This is a genomic window from Pseudochelatococcus lubricantis (assembly GCF_042432495.1).
Taxonomy (GTDB): domain Bacteria; phylum Pseudomonadota; class Alphaproteobacteria; order Rhizobiales; family Beijerinckiaceae; genus Pseudochelatococcus; species Pseudochelatococcus lubricantis.
The window spans coordinates 178,157-194,699 of record NZ_JBHLXC010000024.1; the positions used below are offsets into that span (position 1 = coordinate 178,157).

The 16,543-nt window shown below is 67.1% G+C and carries 16 protein-coding genes and 1 pseudogene; 14 read left to right on the plus strand and 3 right to left on the minus strand.

The features are described from left to right. The first annotated feature begins 334 nt into the window (after positions 1-334). The 8 genes from pstS (ACFFJ7_RS20005) to ACFFJ7_RS20040 all read left to right on the plus strand — a co-directional run bounded on the left by pstS (ACFFJ7_RS20005) (position 335) and on the right by ACFFJ7_RS20040 (position 7,314). A complete protein-coding gene (gene pstS / locus ACFFJ7_RS20005; protein WP_166955057.1) occupies positions 335-1,366 on the plus strand; it encodes a phosphate ABC transporter substrate-binding protein PstS in 1,032 nt (343 codons plus the stop codon). Positions 1,367-1,532: 166 nt separating this feature from the next. Continuing rightward, positions 1,533-2,501 (plus strand): phosphate ABC transporter permease subunit PstC, encoded by a 969-nt coding sequence (pstC, locus tag ACFFJ7_RS20010; protein ID WP_166955055.1) that lies wholly within the window; start codon positions 1,533-1,535, stop codon positions 2,499-2,501. Positions 2,502-2,511: 10 nt separating this feature from the next. Further along, positions 2,512-3,411, plus strand: a complete 900-nt coding sequence (gene pstA / locus ACFFJ7_RS20015) for a phosphate ABC transporter permease PstA (protein WP_166955053.1) — start codon at positions 2,512-2,514, stop codon at positions 3,409-3,411. Positions 3,412-3,432: 21 nt separating this feature from the next. Next, positions 3,433-4,266, plus strand: a complete 834-nt coding sequence (gene pstB / locus ACFFJ7_RS20020) for a phosphate ABC transporter ATP-binding protein PstB (RefSeq protein ID WP_166955051.1) — start codon at positions 3,433-3,435, stop codon at positions 4,264-4,266. An 11-nt stretch (positions 4,267-4,277) separates the two neighbouring features. Further along, positions 4,278-5,300: a phosphate ABC transporter substrate-binding protein PstS gene (gene pstS / locus ACFFJ7_RS20025; protein WP_166955049.1), complete on the plus strand. Its 1,023-nt coding sequence runs from the start codon at positions 4,278-4,280 to the stop codon at positions 5,298-5,300. Positions 5,301-5,605: 305 nt separating this feature from the next. Next, positions 5,606-6,277, plus strand: coding sequence for a hypothetical protein (locus ACFFJ7_RS20030; protein WP_377594773.1), 672 nt, complete (start codon positions 5,606-5,608; stop codon positions 6,275-6,277). Between the two features lie 161 nt (positions 6,278-6,438). Beyond that, on the plus strand, positions 6,439-6,741 hold the full coding sequence (locus ACFFJ7_RS20035) for a hypothetical protein (RefSeq protein WP_166955046.1): 303 nt from the start codon (positions 6,439-6,441) through the stop codon (positions 6,739-6,741). Between the two features lie 198 nt (positions 6,742-6,939). Beyond that, positions 6,940-7,314, plus strand: a complete 375-nt coding sequence (locus ACFFJ7_RS20040; protein ID WP_377594776.1) for a hypothetical protein — start codon at positions 6,940-6,942, stop codon at positions 7,312-7,314. A 30-nt stretch (positions 7,315-7,344) separates the two neighbouring features. On the opposite strand, the gene ACFFJ7_RS20045 is transcribed toward ACFFJ7_RS20040, so the two are convergent. Together ACFFJ7_RS20045 and pdxY are read right to left on the minus strand one after the other, a co-directional pair. Further along, a complete protein-coding gene (locus ACFFJ7_RS20045) occupies positions 7,345-8,076 on the minus strand; it encodes an NUDIX hydrolase (RefSeq protein WP_208394304.1) in 732 nt (243 codons plus the stop codon). Then, positions 8,073-8,921: a pyridoxal kinase PdxY gene (gene pdxY / locus ACFFJ7_RS20050; protein ID WP_166955042.1), complete on the minus strand. Its 849-nt coding sequence runs from the start codon at positions 8,919-8,921 to the stop codon at positions 8,073-8,075. The genes ACFFJ7_RS20045 and pdxY overlap by 4 nt, the downstream gene beginning before the upstream one ends. Before the next feature lie 165 nt (positions 8,922-9,086). Between pdxY and ACFFJ7_RS20055 the strand changes: the two genes are divergently transcribed. Then, positions 9,087-9,605 carry a DedA family protein gene (locus tag ACFFJ7_RS20055; RefSeq protein WP_377594779.1) on the plus strand — a complete coding sequence of 173 codons (519 nt, stop codon included), beginning with the start codon at positions 9,087-9,089 and terminating at the stop codon, positions 9,603-9,605. Positions 9,606-9,862: 257 nt separating this feature from the next. After that, positions 9,863-11,023 (plus strand): patatin-like phospholipase family protein, encoded by a 1,161-nt coding sequence (locus ACFFJ7_RS20060; RefSeq protein WP_166955031.1) that lies wholly within the window; start codon positions 9,863-9,865, stop codon positions 11,021-11,023. An 85-nt stretch (positions 11,024-11,108) separates the two neighbouring features. On the opposite strand, the gene ACFFJ7_RS20065 is transcribed toward ACFFJ7_RS20060, so the two are convergent. Then, positions 11,109-11,321: a hypothetical protein gene (locus tag ACFFJ7_RS20065; protein ID WP_166955028.1), complete on the minus strand. Its 213-nt coding sequence runs from the start codon at positions 11,319-11,321 to the stop codon at positions 11,109-11,111. Between the two features lie 280 nt (positions 11,322-11,601). On the opposite strand from ACFFJ7_RS20065, the gene ACFFJ7_RS20070 reads away from it, so the two are divergent. The 4 genes and pseudogenes from ACFFJ7_RS20070 to ACFFJ7_RS20085 all read left to right on the plus strand — a co-directional run. Then, positions 11,602-12,213: an anthranilate synthase component II gene (locus tag ACFFJ7_RS20070; protein ID WP_377594782.1), complete on the plus strand. Its 612-nt coding sequence runs from the start codon at positions 11,602-11,604 to the stop codon at positions 12,211-12,213. 26 nt (positions 12,214-12,239) lie between these two features. Further along, positions 12,240-13,265 (plus strand): anthranilate phosphoribosyltransferase, encoded by a 1,026-nt coding sequence (gene trpD, locus ACFFJ7_RS20075; RefSeq protein WP_166955022.1) that lies wholly within the window; start codon positions 12,240-12,242, stop codon positions 13,263-13,265. Then, positions 13,262-14,089, plus strand: coding sequence for an indole-3-glycerol phosphate synthase TrpC (gene trpC / locus ACFFJ7_RS20080; protein ID WP_377594784.1), 828 nt, complete (start codon positions 13,262-13,264; stop codon positions 14,087-14,089). The genes trpD and trpC overlap by 4 nt, the downstream gene beginning before the upstream one ends. A gap of 208 nt (positions 14,090-14,297) precedes the next feature. Beyond that, positions 14,298-15,764: pseudogene (locus ACFFJ7_RS20085) on the plus strand (DEAD/DEAH box helicase); the annotation flags it as partial. Positions 15,765-16,543 lie beyond the last annotated feature (779 nt).

The following is a 16,543-nucleotide window of genomic DNA, read 5'->3' on the forward strand; positions in this document are numbered from 1 at the left end:
CGCCTCCCGCCGGGCGGGACGAAGCGGCGGCCCACTCATAAAGCGCGTCTGATACAATTTCTTGACGGGTTCCGTCCCGAAAAATCCGCCGCGACCGCGCCGCCTCGCCGGGCAGTCTGGCAATACAGGCCGCTCCGGCAGGTGTGACAGATAATCAACAGGCGTAATTTTATTTACAGCCCCTGCGAATACAGGTTAGTTGACAAACCCTTGGTTGAACTCCGTTGATTCCTAACGATTTAATATTTCGCGCCGGCATTTTGCTGCCTTTTGTTATTAATCTGTCGCGAACTCATGACCATTAATCAGCGACAACCTGATTGGAGAGTTGACCATGAAATCCACCTTTCTCCGCTACGTGCTTGCCGCGCTGATCGGTCTGTTCGTGGCCGGTGGCCCGGCGTTCGCGCAGAACGTCCGGATCAGCGGTGCCGGCGCGAGCTTCCCGTTCCCGCTCTATTCTGCTTGGTTCCAGAAGTACAGCCAGATCACGCCCGGCGTGCGCATCGACTATCAGTCCACGGGCAGCGGCGCCGGCGTGCGCTCGTTCATCCAGCGCCTGGTGGACTTCGCGGGCAGCGACGCGGCCATCTCCGACGAGGAGAAGGCTCAGATCGACGGCGGCGTCGTGGTCCTCCCGCTCACGGCCGGTGAGGTCGTGCTGGCCTACAACCTGCCGGGCGTCAAGGAGCTGAAGCTCCCGCGCGAGGTCTACCCGCTGATCTTCACGGGTGACGTCAACCGCTGGAACGATCCGCGCATCGTCGCCGCCAACCCCGGCGTGACGCTCCCCGATCAGACCATCACGGTCGTCCGCCGTTCGGACAGCTCGGGCACGACCTTCGTGTTCACGCAGCACCTGTCCGCCATCAGCGAGCCTTTCAAGACCAAGCTGGGCTTCGGCACCACCGTGCAGTGGCCGAGCCTGCCGAACTTCATCGGCGCGCCGCGTAACGACGGCATCACCGCCACCGTCATGCAGACGCCCGGCGCCATCGGCTACATCGAGTACGGCTTCGCCCGTCTCTCCAACACGCCCTTCGCGCTGCTCGAAAACAAGTCGGGCAACTTCGTGAAGGCGGGTGACGAAGCCGGCCAGGCCGCGCTCGCCAGCGCCGACTTCTCGGGCGACGACCTGCGCATCTGGATCACGGACCCGACCGATCCCAAGGCCTACCCGATCGCCACCTTCACCTGGCTGCTGTTCTACAAGAAGCACGGCAACGAGCAGATCGCCGCCGCGCTGCGCGACTTCGTCAAGTGGGCTGCGACCGACGGTCAGACGATGGCTTCCGAACTCGGCTACATCCCGCTGCCGAAGATCGTCGTCGAGCGCGTCATCGCAGAGTCCGCCAACATCCAGTAAGCGGATGACGGCGTAACGGACAGCTCCCGGATTTCGCATCCGGGAGCGAAAAGCGCCGGCCACTTTCCGGGGTGGCCGGCCTATCCGCGACAGTGCCGCAACTGCACGACGGGCTGTGCACTGCGGGTGGTTCGTGGCCGATCTTTCAGCAACAAGGTGACGCAAGATGGCTCAGCTCAAGCCTACCTCACTGTCCGAGAAATCCATTTCGCAAAATCCCTCCGGTGCCGAATATGCCACCGACCGCGGCTTCAAGTGGCTGGCACGTGCCAGCGGCGTCGGCACGATCGTGCTGCTGGTCGCGGTTCTGATCGTGATCGGCGCCGAGGCGCTTCCCGCGATCTCCAAGCATGGCCTCAGCTTCCTCACGAGCGCCGTCTGGGCGCCGGGGCGCAACGAGTTCGGCATCCTGGCCGAAATCTGGGGTACGCTTTACAGCTCCATCCTTGCACTCATCATCGCCGGCTTCTTCGGTGTCGCGATCTCCATCTTCCTGACGCAGGACTTCCTGCCGCCGGCGCTCGCGCAGGTGTTCCGCACCATCGTCGAGATGCTGGCCGCCATCCCCAGCGTCGTTTACGGTCTGTGGGGTATCTTCGTCGTCATCCCCGCAATCCGGCCGGTGGCGAACTGGCTGCACGAATATCTCGGCTTCATTCCGCTCTTCAGCACGTCGTTCGGCGGCCCCGGCATGGCGCCGGCCGTGATCGTGCTGGCCATCATGGTGCTGCCGACGGTGGCCGCCATCTCGCAGGACGCCTTCCGCCTCATCCCCTACAAGGTGAAGGAAGCCGCCTACGGCATGGGCACCACGCGCTGGGAAGCGATCCTGAAGGTCATGGTCCCCACCGCCGCCAACGGCATCTTCGCCTCGCTCGTGCTCGGCTTCGGCCGCGCCCTCGGTGAAACGATGGCGCTCGCCATGATCATCGGCAACGCGAACCAGATCAGCCTGTCGCTGTTCTCGCCCGCCAACACGCTGGCCTCGCTGCTGGCGTCGACCTTCCCGGAGGCGGGGCAGATCGAGCGCGAGGCGCTGATGTTCGCGGCGCTGACCCTGCTCTTCATCACCTTCATCGTGAACGTCGCGGGCACGATCATCATGTCCTTCGCGTCCAAGCAACAGACCAGCTGAGGGGGCATCCATGACCATGACGACAGCCGATTTCTCGCAGGCAGCCGCCGCGAAAGCGGTGCCCAGCATGCGCCGCTCGTTCGCCGAGCCGCGTAACCTGCGCAGCTACCTCCTCACGCTTTCCGTTTGGCTCATCGCCATCATCGCCTCGGTGCCGCTGTTCTCCGTGCTCTACATGCTCATCTCGCAGGGCGGCGCGCGGCTGAGCTTCGATCTGTTCACGCAGCTCCCGCCCGCCGGCTTCATGCCGGGCGGCGGCTTCGGCAACGCCATCATCGGCACGCTGGTGATGGTGGGCATCGGTTCGCTGATCTCCATCCCGATCGGCATCCTGGGCGGCATCTACCTCGGCGCGATCTCGCCCGACAGCAAGCTGTCCGAGACGGTCCGCTTCGTCGGCAAGGTGCTGACCGGCTTCCCCTCCATCCTCGTCGGTGTGTTCGTCTTCGGCGCACTGGTGCAGGCCATGGGCACCTTCTCGGCGCTCGCCGGCGGTGTCGCGCTGGCCATCGGCATGTTGCCCACCGTCCTGCTGACCTCCGAGCAGGCCATCCGCATGGTGCCCCAGCGCATGAAGGACGCGGCCGTGGGCATCGGCTGCACCACGACGCAGACCGTCTGGAAGGTGGTGCTGCCGACCGCGCTGCCCGGCATCATGACCGGCATCATGCTCGGCATCGCCTCCGCGGCCGGTGAATCCGCGCCGCTGCTGTTCACCGCGCTGTTCAGCAACTTCTGGCTGGAGAGCCTGGTCGAGCCGACCGCCTCGCTGTCGATCCTGATCTACAACTTCTCGGGCATGCCTTTCCCGAACCAGATCCAGCTCGCCTGGTCCGCATCGCTCGTGCTGGTGCTGATCGTTCTCGTCTTCAACATCCTCAGCCGGCTCTTCGGAAACCGGAAAGTCTAACGTTGCCGTCGGAGTAGGCCCATGACCACGAATCTGTCCACCCCGTCCGCCGCTGCCGCCACGACCGCAGGCGCCAACGCCCCTCAGTACGCGATCTCGGCGGCGATCGACAAAATCTACTACGGTGACTTTCTGGCCGTGCGCGACAGCGTCATCGGCGTTGAGAAAGGCAAGATCACCGGCTTCATCGGCCCCTCGGGCTGCGGCAAGTCCACGGTGCTGCGCAGCCTCAACCGCATGAACGACCTCATCCCGATCTTCCGCCTCGAAGGCCGGGTCGATTTCATGGGGCAGGACATCTACGCCAAGGACATCGACCCCGTGTCGGTGCGCCGCCACATCGGCATGGTGTTCCAGCAGCCGAACCCGTTCTCCATGAGCATCTACGAGAACGTCGCCTTCGGCCTGCGCCTCAACCGCTACAAGGGCAACATGGACGAGCAGGTGGAGCGTTCGCTGCGCCGCGCCGGCCTGTGGAACGAGGTGAAGGACAAGCTGAAGCAGAACGGCCTCGCCCTCTCCGGCGGCCAGCAGCAGCGCCTGTGCATCGCCCGCGCCATCGCCATCGAGCCGACCGTGCTGCTGATGGACGAGCCCTGCTCGGCGCTCGACCCGATCGCGACGCGCATCGTGGAAGAGCTGATGCTTGAGCTGAAGCAGGACTACAGCGTCGCCATCGTGACCCACAACATGCAGCAGGCCCAGCGCGTGGCCGACATCACGGCGTTCTTCTCCGTCGACGTCTCCAAGGGCGGTCGCACCGGCTACCTCGTGGAAAAGGGCCCGACGAAGGAGCTGTTCGACCATCCTCGCGAGCAACTGACGCGCGAATACGTTTCCGGCCAGTTCAGCTAAGGAGATGGATCATGGAGCGCGCAGGTCTCGACAGGACGCTGCCTCTCGCGGCGCTTGCAATGTTCGTCTGTCTCGCCGAAGGGGCGAAGGCCGTTGAACTCAACGGGGCGGGGGCGACCTTCCCCGCCAACCTCTACAAGGAATGGATCGAGACGTTCAACCGTGCCAACGCCGACATCACCGTCACCTACGACGCGGTCGGCAGCGGCGAGGGTATCCGGCGGTTCACGCAGGGCACCGTCGCTTTCGGCGCGACCGAACGTCCGATGTCGGAGAAGGAAGTCGCCAGCGTCGCCGAAGGCGTGCTGCATGTGCCGACGACGGCCGGTATGGTCGTTCTCGCCTACAACATCCCCGGCTTCACCGGCGACCTGCGGCTGAGCCGCCAGGCGCTCGTCGGTGTCCTGAGCGGCCAGATCACACGCTGGGACGACCCGCTCATCCGCGCGGCCAATCCGGACGCCAACCTGCCCGAGCGCAACATCGCCCTCGTCGCCCGACGGGACTCGAGCGGCACGACGTTCTCCCTCACCAACCATCTGGCGAAGGTGAGCGATACGTGGAAAGAGGTCGGCACCAGCATCGCCTGGCCGGCCAACGCCCAGATCGTCTCCGGCAGCGAAGCCGTGGCGGGGCGCATCGCCATCGCGGAATATTCGATCGGCTACGTCGAGTATTCCTTTGCCGCCCGCCTCAACCTGCGCTCCGCGCTCGTCGAGAACAAGGCCGGGCAGTTCATCCGCGCGGACGGCTCCTCGGGCGCGGCGGCTCTCGCCTCGGCCCTGGACGCCATGCCCGAGGACGGCCGCCAGCTCATTCCCGATCCCGCGGGCGACGCGGTCTATCCGATCGTGTCCTACAGCTGGGTGCTGCTTCGCAAGGCCAACAAGGACCAGCAGGTCGCCGCCGGGCTGAAGCGCTTCGTGGGCTGGGGACTGACGGACGGCCAGTCCTTCGCCGACAAGCTCGGCTACATCCCGCTGCCGGCGCCGGTCGTGACCCGCGCGCAGGCGATCCTCGGGACGCTGAACTGAGCGGACGCCGTCGCAGGCCGCGATAACAAAACACCGGATCGGGACGGGTTTCCGCTGAAACGCCATCCCGGTCCGATCCTTTAGAATCTGTCCCGTTTACGTTGAAACATGACAGATTCTCGATTCCTTATTTTGAGCGAGTTCCGATCGATCAGACGATTCCATTTGATCGGAAAGCGCTCTGGGCAAGCATGACCTTTCCCGAAAGCGGTATCGACTCTCCGGCTTCCGGCACGTATCGCATGCGGGACAATTCAGGCTGAAGAACAACGATACGGCTGCTCGCGCGGCGCGGGAGGACATGGGTGAGGCTGGTGATGAACCTGCAGGAAGTCGAGGTTGCACTGGCGCATCTGATGACGGCATCGGCCAAGCCGGACATGCACGTCTTCGACGACAAGGAGCCGCTGTCCGACGATGTCGTGCGCCGCATGATCAGCGGCTATGCCCATGTCAACGACCTGCTGCGCACCGGCGTCAACCTGTTCGACTACGGCTGCTCCAGCCACTGGCTCGAACTCAACCACCTCGTCCTGTGCGGCACCACGCCCGGGCGCCGGGAGCAATTCCGCGACCATATCGAGCAGACGGAGCGGCGCTTCTACGACGATTCCATCGGCGGCATCGGCGAGCGGATCGAATGGCTGCGGCGGCACCGCTCAAGCGCTCCGGAGGCGCTGGCGGCGGGCATCTTCCTGCACATCACCAGCGCGCCGCAGCTCTTCATCGAGGGCAACCGCCGCACCGCGACGCTGATCGCGAGCTATGCGCTGGTGTCGCACGCGCGCCCGCCGCTCGTGGTGACGGACAGCGACTACCAGGCGTTCTTCTCCCTCACCGACGACTGCAAGCATATCCACAGGGATCGCTGGGACCATTTCCTGTCGTATTACGCCGTCAGCTACCGCATCGAGCGTTTTCTCCGGAAGACGGCGGACGGGCGCTACCTGACCACGGACGGCGGCGATCCGGGGTGACGGGACGTGCGTATTCCACCGGCACACACCTGTTTCCCGGCAAGCCCCCTTCCCTGCGCGCCGCGAATGGGGCATACGTCCCCTCGAAACCGGCACACCTTCAATCTTTATTCATTCTCCCCTGCCAGTGTGCGCTGCATGCCAGCCTTCGAGTGCGATAGATGACCATGATTCGCGTTCTTCTCCTGTCCGGGTTTGCGTCTCTCCTTGCCCTGCCCACGGCCGCCACGGCCGGGCCTGCCCTCGCCAGCACCGGCAAGCTGGACAGCCCCACCTTCGTGCTGCCCGCCAACGATGGCTACGGCGTCGCCGACTGCCTCTCCCACGGCGGCGCGTGCGCCATTCAGGTCGCCAACGCCTGGTGCGCCGCGCAGGGCTATCACCACGCTTCCGGAATGAAGACTGTCGCCCGGGAAGGCACGTCGTCGCGCGGGCCGGCAGTCGCCGTCACCTGCGACCCGTGACGCGGCCGGCGTACCGCGGTTGACGGGACCGGCCATTTTGACGATCTTGCGCTGGATCGGGACGGGCTTTCACTAAATCGCCGTCCCGGTCCATTTCTTTGTCCAAGCTTGACTTTCCCGAGAAGCGGCATCCGCTTTTAGGGATCGCGCGCCGGCCGGACGGGATCGCTTCCGGCCTTGTTTCCCCGGGAGGTTTCCGTGACTTTCACCGCATCCGTTCCGTCCCGCATCGGGACGCGCGCCGCACTCGCCGGCGCCCTCGTCGCCGCGCTGGCCACGGCGTCCTGCAACACGGCCATGAACGCGCCCGTGAAGCCCGATGCGCTGGACGGCACCGTCTATGCCGCGCCGCTCAACACGGCCGAATTGTCGAAGCATTCCTGCGGCGCGCCGATCATCGCCTACCGCAACCTGATCGACAGGGACGTGCGCACGGGCTTCCTCAGCCAGTCCGTCTATGACCGGATCGCGCCGCAGATCGCCAGCGCCGCCTCCACCTGCGTAGCTGGCAACGACGCGGCCGCCATCGCGTCGCTGCGCGCTACCAAGCGCCAGTTCGGCTATCCCGTCTGACCGTCCATGCCGGCCCGGATGGCGTGGCCCTCACGCCGCCCGGGCAAGCCGTTCCGTGACGAAGCGCACGATGTAGGCGGGCATCGCGGCGGTATCGATGTCCGCCGCCGTGCGTACGAGGCGCACGCCCGATAGCTCGGGCTCCGTCTCCCGCGCCAGGAAATCGTCGATGCGCGCCTTGAGCGCGCTGGCGGGCAGCGGCGAGCGGGCTTCCCGCAGCAGCGCGGTGCGCGGCCCGTCAAGCACCGCCGTCCAGCCGGTGTCGAAGGTCACGGCATCGGGGCCGAGGCCCGTTTCCTCCAGCAGCTCGCGCGCGACGCTTCCCGCGACATCGATGCTGCCGTCCGGGCGCACATCCGTGCGATCGAGGCTTCCACCGGGGAAATATACCTTGCCGCCGTTCGCCGTGTGCGCCGCCATCTCGCCCATCACGAAGGCGCCGTCCGCGGAGCGCAGGGCCGCGAGCCCGAAGCAGTTGCCCACGCCGGGCTCCGGAAAGCCGAAGTCCTGCATGGCGAGGAAACTCGCGTAATCGGCCTCGCGAAAGCGTGCGGCGAACACGCCGTCAGTGACGGCGCGGCGGGTGCAGACCAGCACGATGCCGTTGAACAGGGCCGGCTTCTCCCGCAGGCGCCGCGCCCAGTTCTCGGCAATGCGCGCGCGGTTCTCCTGCGCCCAGCCCCACGGCTCCCGCTCGATGGCCGCATCGATATGCTGAAGGGAAACGATCTCCACGCCGTCCGGCTCCTGTGCTGGCGTCACACCCGTTCCGCCGTGAAGCGGACGGAGGGCGCGACGAATTCTTCCTGCGCCTCGATCAGCCGGATCTCGCGTCCGCCGAGTTCCACCGTCTTGCGCAGCAGGCCGTGCATGGAGGATGCCGCCGCTTCCAGCGCCACCACCGCCGACCTGCTTTTCAGGTAATGCACGAAGAACAACGCTGCTGTGACATCGCCGCCGCCGTTGACGGTGATCGGCAGGCGCGGCGTGCGCACCCTGTGGAGGCCGCCGCCGTTGGAGGCAAGCAGGTCGAGACAGTCGGCGGGCGTGTCCTCGGTGATCACGGAAGTGACGAGCACGACCTTCGGCCCCCGCGCGTGCAGGCTGTCGATGGCGGCGCGCGCCTCCGTCAGCGTGGGGGCGGCGCGCCCGGCCAGCAGTTCGAGTTCGAAATGGTTGGGCGTGATGATATCCGCCGCCGGCACCGCGTGGTCGCGCATGAACTCCTCGATGCCCGGCCGCACGAAGACGCCGCGCCCGACGTCGCCGATCACAGGGTCGCAACAGTAGAGCGCGGCCGGATTGGCCTCGCGCACGCGCGCGACTGTGGCGAGGATGGCGCTGCCGATGTCGGCGGAGCCCATGTAGCCCGACAGCACGCCGTCGCAGGAGCCGAGCACGCCGCGCTCGCTGATGCCGTCGACCAGTTCCTCGATCGAGTGGCCGTCGAACACCCGCCCCTTCCACGAACCATAGCCCGTGTGGTTGGAGAACTGCACCGTGTGTATGGACCAGACATCGACGCCGAGCCGCTGCATGGGGAAGACGGCCGCCGCATTTCCGACATGGCCGTAGGCGACATGAGACTGGATGGAAAGAACGTTCATTGTTATCCGGAACCCCGACTGGAGACTTCGCCGCCTCGCGGCGAAAAAATCGCAGGCAGCGTTTTTACGTCCACGCGCGCCCCGCCGCAATCCCCGTTTCCGCCCTGCGCCCATCCCGCGCGGGGCGTCCTTCCACCCCCGATTCGCCGCTCGTAGTTCACTGCCATGACCATTGCCAGCCTCATCGACACCGTGATCGCCGCCACGCGCGACAATGCCCAGTGGGCCGCGCCGATCGTGTTTCTGGTCGCCTTCGCGGAATCGTTCGCGCTGCTGGCGCTGCTGGTGCCGGGATGGGCGATCCTGATCGGCATTGGCGCGCTGATCGGTGCCTCCGGCATCGACTTCTGGCCCGTGTGGGCGGCGGCGGCCTCCGGCGCGGCGCTTGGCGACTGGATTTCCTACTGGGTGGGCCATCACTTCAAGGACCGCGCCACCCGATGGTGGCCGCTCTCCCGCCATCCGGCGATGGTGGAGCGCGGGCGCGCCTTCTTCCAGCGCTTCGGCGCGTGGAGCGTCTTCATCGGCCGTTTCTTCGGCCCGCTGCGCGCCGTGGTGCCGCTGATCGCGGGCATCTTCGGCATGCGGCAATGGTCGTTCCAGCTCGCCAACATCACCTCCGCCCTGCTGTGGGCGTTCGTCCTGCTCGCTCCGGTGGCAGCGGTGTTGCGGCAGTTCATGTGACCGGGGGCGGGCGGCCCGCCGGCACGAGGGGCGGATATTTTCCCGGCACTGTGCTCATGCGACAATAGCGCGCGGGCGGGAATTGGCATATGTACCGTTGCGCCGCACGCATAGCCGCCGCGCCAGAGGCGTCGCGGCGCCAGGATCCCACCGGGCCATGTTCCGGCCGCGCGCCAGCCATGCCCGGTTCGCCGTTTTTATTTTTCGATTTACCGATACGACGTTTTCTGCCGACGCCGGACAGGAAAGAACATCACATGGACGCTGCATCTCCCGCCTCCAGAAGCGCCGTGCCTCCCGGCTGGCGGCCCGACCGTTGCGACCGCGTCGCGCTCGTGCTGCAGGGCGGCGGCGCGCTCGGCGCCTACCAGGGCGGCGTCTACGAGGCGCTGCACGAGGCCGGGCTGGAGCCGGACTGGGTTTCGGGCGTCTCGATCGGCGCCATCAACGCCGCCATCATCGCCGGCAACCCGCCCGACCGGCGGCTCGAAAACCTGCGCACTTTCTGGGAGAGGATCACGGAGCGCAAGGTCTGGGCCTACACGCCGGACGGCGATATCTTCCGGCAGATGCGCAACGCCAACAGCGCCTTCCTCACCTACCTGCTGGGGCAGCCGGGCTTCTTCAAGCCCCACCTTACGAACCCCTTCTTCAGCCCGGCGGGCGCACGCACGGCGACGAGCTTCTACGACATGTCGCCGCTCGCGGAGACGCTGGCGGAACTCGTCGATTTCTCGCTGATCAACAAGCAGAGGATGCGGTTCGCGGTGGGTGCGGTCAACATCCTGACCGGCAATTTCACCTACTTCGACAACGCCCACGAAGAGATCTCGGCAGAGCACATCATGGCCTCCGGTGCCCTGCCGCCCACGCTGCCGATGCAGAAGATCGGGACGGATTTCTACTGGGACGGCGGCCTCGTCTCGAACACGCCGCTGCAGCATCTGCTCGACCAGTCCGACCACCTGAACTCGCTGGTGTTCCAGGTAGACCTGTTCAGCGCGCGCGGGTCGCTACCACGCGACATCTTCGACGTGTTCAGCCGGCAGAAGGACATCATGAACTCGTCCCGAACCCGCTACAACACGGACGTCTACCGCCAGTTGCACGAGTGGAAGAGCCGCCTGCAGGCAGTGCTGGAAAAGGTTCCCGACGAGCTGCTCACGGACGAGGAGCGCTATCTGCGCCACCAGCTGAGCGACATGCCGGAAATCACCATCCTGCAACTCATCTACCAGCAGACGGCCTACGAGGGTGCCGCGAGGGACTACGAGTTTTCCGGCACGTCGATGCGCGAGCACTGGAGCAGCGGCTACGACGACACGCGCCGCACCCTCAAGCAGCGCGAATGGCTGGAGATGCCGCCGCCCGGCGCGGGCATCGTGGTGCACGACGTGCACCACAAGCGCGCCCTCTGAAGCGGATTAGACACCTCGGACCTGGCAACGGGCACCGTTTTAGGGTCGATTTGTCTGTCCTGTTTCAACGTAAACAGGACAGATTCTATCGGGTGGCAGGCGCCCGCAGGCCCGGGGCGGCGGGCGCGGGCGCCGCGGCTTGGGAATTGACGCGCGAAGGCACGCGGTGCTGTTCGGACGGCGGCGGCGGCATGTTGTCGCCACCTTCGAGCACGCCGGGCGGCAGCTTGCGTGCACAACCCGCCAGCACGGCGGCAGCCGACAGGGCGATGACCAAGGCCAATCCACTTCTCGTCATGATAGCTCCCCTGGGCGGCATGCAACGCTATTGCATGCGGGCCCCGTTGACACACCAAACTTGCGCGAATCCCGCCAGCATCCGTCCGGCAATTTACAGCATTTTTCCCGCGATGCGAGCTTGCGCGCCGTCGGCGGGCGCACGGCTGCCGTGCGCATGAAGAAATCGTGTCAAGAAGCTTGACCCGGCAACGCGCGGAGCGCTAACAGACCAGATCAGGCCTTCATGAATCGGGCGCTACCGGCCCGGTGAACAGGGTACGCAGCAGGAAAGTTCCGCCATGGCGCGTATCGTCCTCATCGACAACTACGATTCCTTTACGTGGAATCTGGTGCATCTCGTCGCGTCCGCCGGCCCGACGGAGGTCGATGTTTACCGCAACGACGCCATCACCGTCGAAGGAATCCGCGCGCTGTCGCCGGACGCCGTGGTGCTCTCGCCCGGCCCCTGCACACCCAACGAGGCGGGCATCTGCCTCGACGTCATCACTGAGCTGGGCCGGGAGATCCCGCTGTTCGGCGTGTGCCTCGGCATGCAGGCGATGGGACAGGCCTATGGCGGCGACGTGGTGCGCGCGCCGCGGCCCATGCACGGCAAGCTGTCCGAGGTGCGCCACGACGGGCGCGGCCTGTTCCGCGGCATCAACGGCCCCTTCCAGGCAACCCGCTATCACTCGCTGATCGTGGACAGCGCCACGCTGCCGGCGGAACTGACGGTGACGGCACAGGCGGACGACCTGATCATGGCCGTGTCGCACAGGACGCTGCCGGTGCACGGCGTGCAGTTCCATCCGGAAAGCATCCTTTCCGAGCACGGCGCCACCATCGTCCGCAACTTCCTCGACCTCGCGGCCCAATGGAACGCGCACACGCGCCTTCCCGAACCCGCCTGATCCGACCGCCTACGGGAACCTGTTCCATGGATGCTTTCAAGCCCTTCATCGCCAAGGTCGCCACCGGCGCTTCGCTGAACCGTGAAGAGGCGCGCGCGGCCTTCGACACCATGCTCTCCGGCGAGGTGACGCCCGCGCAGGGCGGAGGTTTCCTGATGGCGCTGCGCGTGCGCGGCGAAAGCGTGGACGAGATCGCCGGCGCGGTGGAGGCGCTGCGCTCGCGCATGCTGCGCGTGGAAGCGCCCGCCGATGCCGTCGATATCGTCGGCACCGGTGGCGACAACTCCGGCAGCTACAATGTCTCCACGCTGGCGGCCATCATCACGGCGGCGGCGGGCGTGCCGGTCGCCAAGCACGGCAACCGCGCGGCCTCGTCGAAGTCCGGCGCGGCGGATGTGCTGGTGGCGCTCGGCGTCAACCTCAGCAACGATCCCGCCAACATCGCCCGCGCCGTCCGCGAGGCCGGCGTCGGGTTCATGTTCGCGCCCAACCATCACGCCTCGATGCGCCACGTCGGCCCCGTCCGGGTGGAGCTTGGCACGCGCACGCTGTTCAACATCATCGGCCCGCTGTCCAACCCGGCCGGCGCCAGGCGGCAGGTGCTCGGCACCTACTCCTCCTCGCTGCTCGCGCCGCTCGCCGAGGTGCTCCGCTCGCTGGGCTCGGAACGGGTCTGGCTCGTGCATGGGCTCGACGGCCTCGACGAGCTGTCGACGGCAGCCCCCACCGATGTCGTCGCGCTGGAGGACGGCAGCATCCGCCGCTTCACCGTCACGGCGGAGGAAGCGGGCCTTCCCCAGGCGCGGCCAGAAGACCTGCGCGGCGGCGATCCCGAACACAACGCGAAGGCGCTGCTGGCCGTGCTCGCCGGCGAGAAGACGCCCTACCGCGACATCTCCGTGCTCAACGCGGCAGCAGCGCTCGTTGTGGCGAAAAAGGCGGCGAACCTGCGCGAGGGTGCGGCAATCGCCGCCGCAGCGCTTGATTCGGGCAAGGCCCGCGCCACGCTGGACAAGCTCGTCGCGGTCTCCAACGACGGGAGCGCCGCATGACCGCCGCTACCGATGTGTTGGCCCATATCGAGGCCTACAAGCGCGCCGAGATCGCCGCAGCGAAGGAGGCGATCCCGCAGGCCGCCATCGAGCGGCGCGCGGCGGACGCCCCGGCCCCGCGCGGATTCGCGGCGGCGATCGCCCGCCATCTCGGCGAGGGGCGACCGGCGCTCATCGCGGAGATCAAGAAGGCGAGCCCCTCGAAGGGCCTCATCCGGGCGGACTTCGATCCGCCCGCCCTCGCCCGCGCCTACGCGAAAGGCGGCGCGACCTGTCTTTCCGTGCTCACCGACGGTCCGTCATTCCAGGGCGATCCGGCCTATCTCGGCGCGGCGCGCGAGGCGTCCGGCCTGCCCGCCCTGCGCAAGGACTTCCTGTTCGACCCCTATCAGGTCTACGAGGCGCGGGCCTGGGGCGCGGACTGCATCCTGATAATCCTGGCGAGCGTCGACGACGCCACAGCCCGCGCACTCGCCGACACCGCGCGCGATCTCGGGATGGACACGCTCGTTGAGGTGCATGACGCGGCGGAACTCGACCGCGCGCTCGCCCTCGGCACGAAGCTCGTCGGCATCAACAACCGCAACCTGCGCACGTTCGAGACATCGCTCGCCGTGAGCGAGGCGCTGGCGCCGCGCGTGCCGGGCGACCGCATCCTGGTGGGGGAGAGCGGCATCTTCACCCACGCCGACATCGTTCGCCTGCAAGCCGCCGGAATCAACACGTTCCTCGTTGGCGAAAGCCTGATGCGGCAGGAGGATGTGGAGGCCGCGACACGCGCGCTGCTGTTCGGCGATGATGCCGCCGCCGCGACGAAAGCGTGATGCAAAGTCATCAGCGACGAAAAAAACGGACTTAAACCCGCCCGGCGCGAATGACATGTCAGCGTATTCGTTGACAAGAAAGCGTAAACTTCTATGTTCCGCAACGAGGATGCGGGGTGTTCCCCATCCAGGGACGGGCCGTTTGCGGCCCCGCGTCGCCATTCGGGACATACGGTTCCGTTCTCCGGCGCATCTTTAGCGGAATACGATGTCGTTTGCGGAACTCGGTCTGAGCGAAAAGGTGTTGCAGGCGGTCGCGGCTGCCGGCTACACCTCCCCCACCCCCATCCAGGCGCAAGCCATTCCCCATGCTCTGGCGCGGCGCGACGTGCTGGGCATCGCCCAGACAGGCACCGGCAAGACGGCCGCCTTCACGCTGCCGATGCTGAACCTGCTGGAGACGGGACGCGCCCGGGCGCGCATGCCGCGCACGCTCATCCTTGAGCCGACGCGCGAACTCGCCGCGCAGGTGGAGGAAAGCTTCGTCAAGCTCGGCGCCAGCCACAAGCTGTCGGTGGCGCTGCTGATCGGCGGCGTTTCCTTCGCCGATCAGGATGCGAAGATCACGCGCGGCACCGACGTGCTGATCGCGACGCCGGGCCGCCTGCTCGACCATTTCGAGCGCGGCAAGCTGCTGCTGACCGGCATCGAGGTGCTCGTCATCGACGAGGCCGACCGCATGCTCGACATGGGCTTCATTCCCGACATCGAGCGCATCTGCAAGATGGTGCCCTTCACCCGCCAGACGCTGTTCTTCTCCGCCACCATGCCGCCGGAAATCCAGCGGCTGACGGAGACGTTCCTGAGCAACCCGGTGAAGATCGAGGTCGCGCGCCCCTCCTCCACCGCGAGCACCATCACCCAGCGGTTGGTGGCCTCGGGCGCGGAGGCGCACGACAAGCGCGCCGTGCTGCGCCGCCTCATCAGGGGGGCAGAAGACCTGCAGAACGCCATCATCTTCTGCAACCGCAAGCGCGATGTGGCCATCCTGCTGCGCTCGCTCGAACGCCACCATTTCAATGTGGTCGCACTGCACGGCGACATGGACCAGATGTCGCGCATGCAGGCGCTCGACAAGTTCCGCAGTGGCGGCGCCACGCTGCTGGTGGCGAGCGACGTTGCCGCGCGCGGGCTCGACATTCCCGAAGTGAGCCACGTCTTCAACTTCGACGTGCCGTTCCACGCGGAAGACTACGTGCACCGCATCGGCCGCACCGGCCGCGCCGGGCGCTCGGGCCATGCCGCCACCATCGTGACCAGCCACGACGCCAAGGCGCTCGCGGCCATCGAGTCGCTGACGGGCCAGCCAATCCAGTGGGAGGGGCCGAACATCGAGGAACTCATCGCCGAGCATCCCGAACTCGACCAGCCCGACTCCCGGCGTGGGCGCGGGCGGTCTGCCGCGAAGCGCGACGGTGAAACGCGCGAGCGGCGTGGCAGCCAGTCCGGGCGCCCTGCCCCGCGCGGCGAAGCGCAAGCCCCGAGGGAGCCCGCGCAGAGGGAACCTGCCCAGCGCGAGAGAGAGCCTGCCCAGCGCGGCGAGCGCACGCGGGCCGTGGCCGTGCGCCAGTACGAGCCGATTCGCGCCGGCGACCGCCAGAGCCGCCACCGGCGCGAGGACGACGACCTGCCGGTCGTGGGCTTCGGCGATCACATCCCGGCCTTCCTGCTGCAGGCCGTGAACCTCGACGCCCTCATGTCCGATAACAATTTCTCCGCCGGGGAGAACGAACTCGAGATCGTCGAGGACGTCGCGGAAGAGGCCGTCGAGGAAGCGGTCGCACACACCGCCGACCGTGAAAAGCCCGCGCGGCGCGGCCGCTCGCGCCGCGCGAAGTCCATTGCCATCCGCACGCCGGACGACGGGAAAACCACGCCGCCGGCGGACGAAACGCAGCCTGTCGCGGCGGACGCCGAAGCAGTTCCGGAAACCGCCGAAGCCGCCGCCGCTTCGGCCCTCGAAGCGGCGGGCGAGACCTTGACTGCCGTCGCGGACGCCGCCTTTGCGGAAACGACGGAGGCCGTGCCGGCCGATGCGCCCGTGCCGGAACAGCTGGCGGAGCCCGCCGGGCCGGAGCAGGCAGCGCCGGTCGATGCCGCGCCGGAGGAGCTGGTGCCGGCGAAGCCGGCCCGCCGCACGCGCCGCAAGGCCGCCGTTACGGAGACCGCCGCCGAGACGCCTGTGGTGGCGGACGCTACGCCCGACGCGCCGGAGACAGCGCCGGTCAAGAAGCCGGCCCGCACGCGCCGCAAGGTCGCCTCCGCGGAGACCGCCGCCGAAGTGCCGGCGCCCGACGCCGACGCCGGAACCGTCGCGGCGGAGGCGCCCGCGGCAAAGCCGGCGCGTGCGCGCAGAAAGGCGGTCGCGGAGACCGCCGTCGACGACGCGCCAAAAAAGGCGGTGCGCCGGACCAAGAAGGCCGTTGTGGCCGAGGAAACCGGCGAAGCGGCGGC

Excerpts from the sequence above, each read along its gene's own strand:
- pstS (WP_166955057.1), top strand. The coding sequence starts at position 335 with ATGAAATCCACCTTTCTCCGCTACGTGCTTGCCGCGCTGATCGGTCTG.
- pstC (WP_166955055.1), top strand. The coding sequence starts at position 1,533 with ATGGCTCAGCTCAAGCCTACCTCACTGTCCGAGAAATCCATTTCGCAA.
- pstA (WP_166955053.1), top strand. The coding sequence starts at position 2,512 with ATGACCATGACGACAGCCGATTTCTCGCAGGCAGCCGCCGCGAAAGCG.
- pstB (WP_166955051.1), top strand. The coding sequence starts at position 3,433 with ATGACCACGAATCTGTCCACCCCGTCCGCCGCTGCCGCCACGACCGCA.
- pstS (WP_166955049.1), top strand. The coding sequence starts at position 4,278 with ATGGAGCGCGCAGGTCTCGACAGGACGCTGCCTCTCGCGGCGCTTGCA.
- ACFFJ7_RS20035 (WP_166955046.1), top strand. The coding sequence starts at position 6,439 with ATGACCATGATTCGCGTTCTTCTCCTGTCCGGGTTTGCGTCTCTCCTT.
- pdxY (WP_166955042.1), bottom strand. The coding sequence starts at position 8,921 with ATGAACGTTCTTTCCATCCAGTCTCATGTCGCCTACGGCCATGTCGGA.
- ACFFJ7_RS20055 (WP_377594779.1), top strand. The coding sequence starts at position 9,087 with ATGACCATTGCCAGCCTCATCGACACCGTGATCGCCGCCACGCGCGAC.
- ACFFJ7_RS20060 (WP_166955031.1), top strand. The coding sequence starts at position 9,863 with ATGGACGCTGCATCTCCCGCCTCCAGAAGCGCCGTGCCTCCCGGCTGG.
- ACFFJ7_RS20065 (WP_166955028.1), bottom strand. The coding sequence starts at position 11,321 with ATGACGAGAAGTGGATTGGCCTTGGTCATCGCCCTGTCGGCTGCCGCC.
- ACFFJ7_RS20070 (WP_377594782.1), top strand. The coding sequence starts at position 11,602 with ATGGCGCGTATCGTCCTCATCGACAACTACGATTCCTTTACGTGGAAT.
- trpD (WP_166955022.1), top strand. The coding sequence starts at position 12,240 with ATGGATGCTTTCAAGCCCTTCATCGCCAAGGTCGCCACCGGCGCTTCG.
- trpC (WP_377594784.1), top strand. The coding sequence starts at position 13,262 with ATGACCGCCGCTACCGATGTGTTGGCCCATATCGAGGCCTACAAGCGC.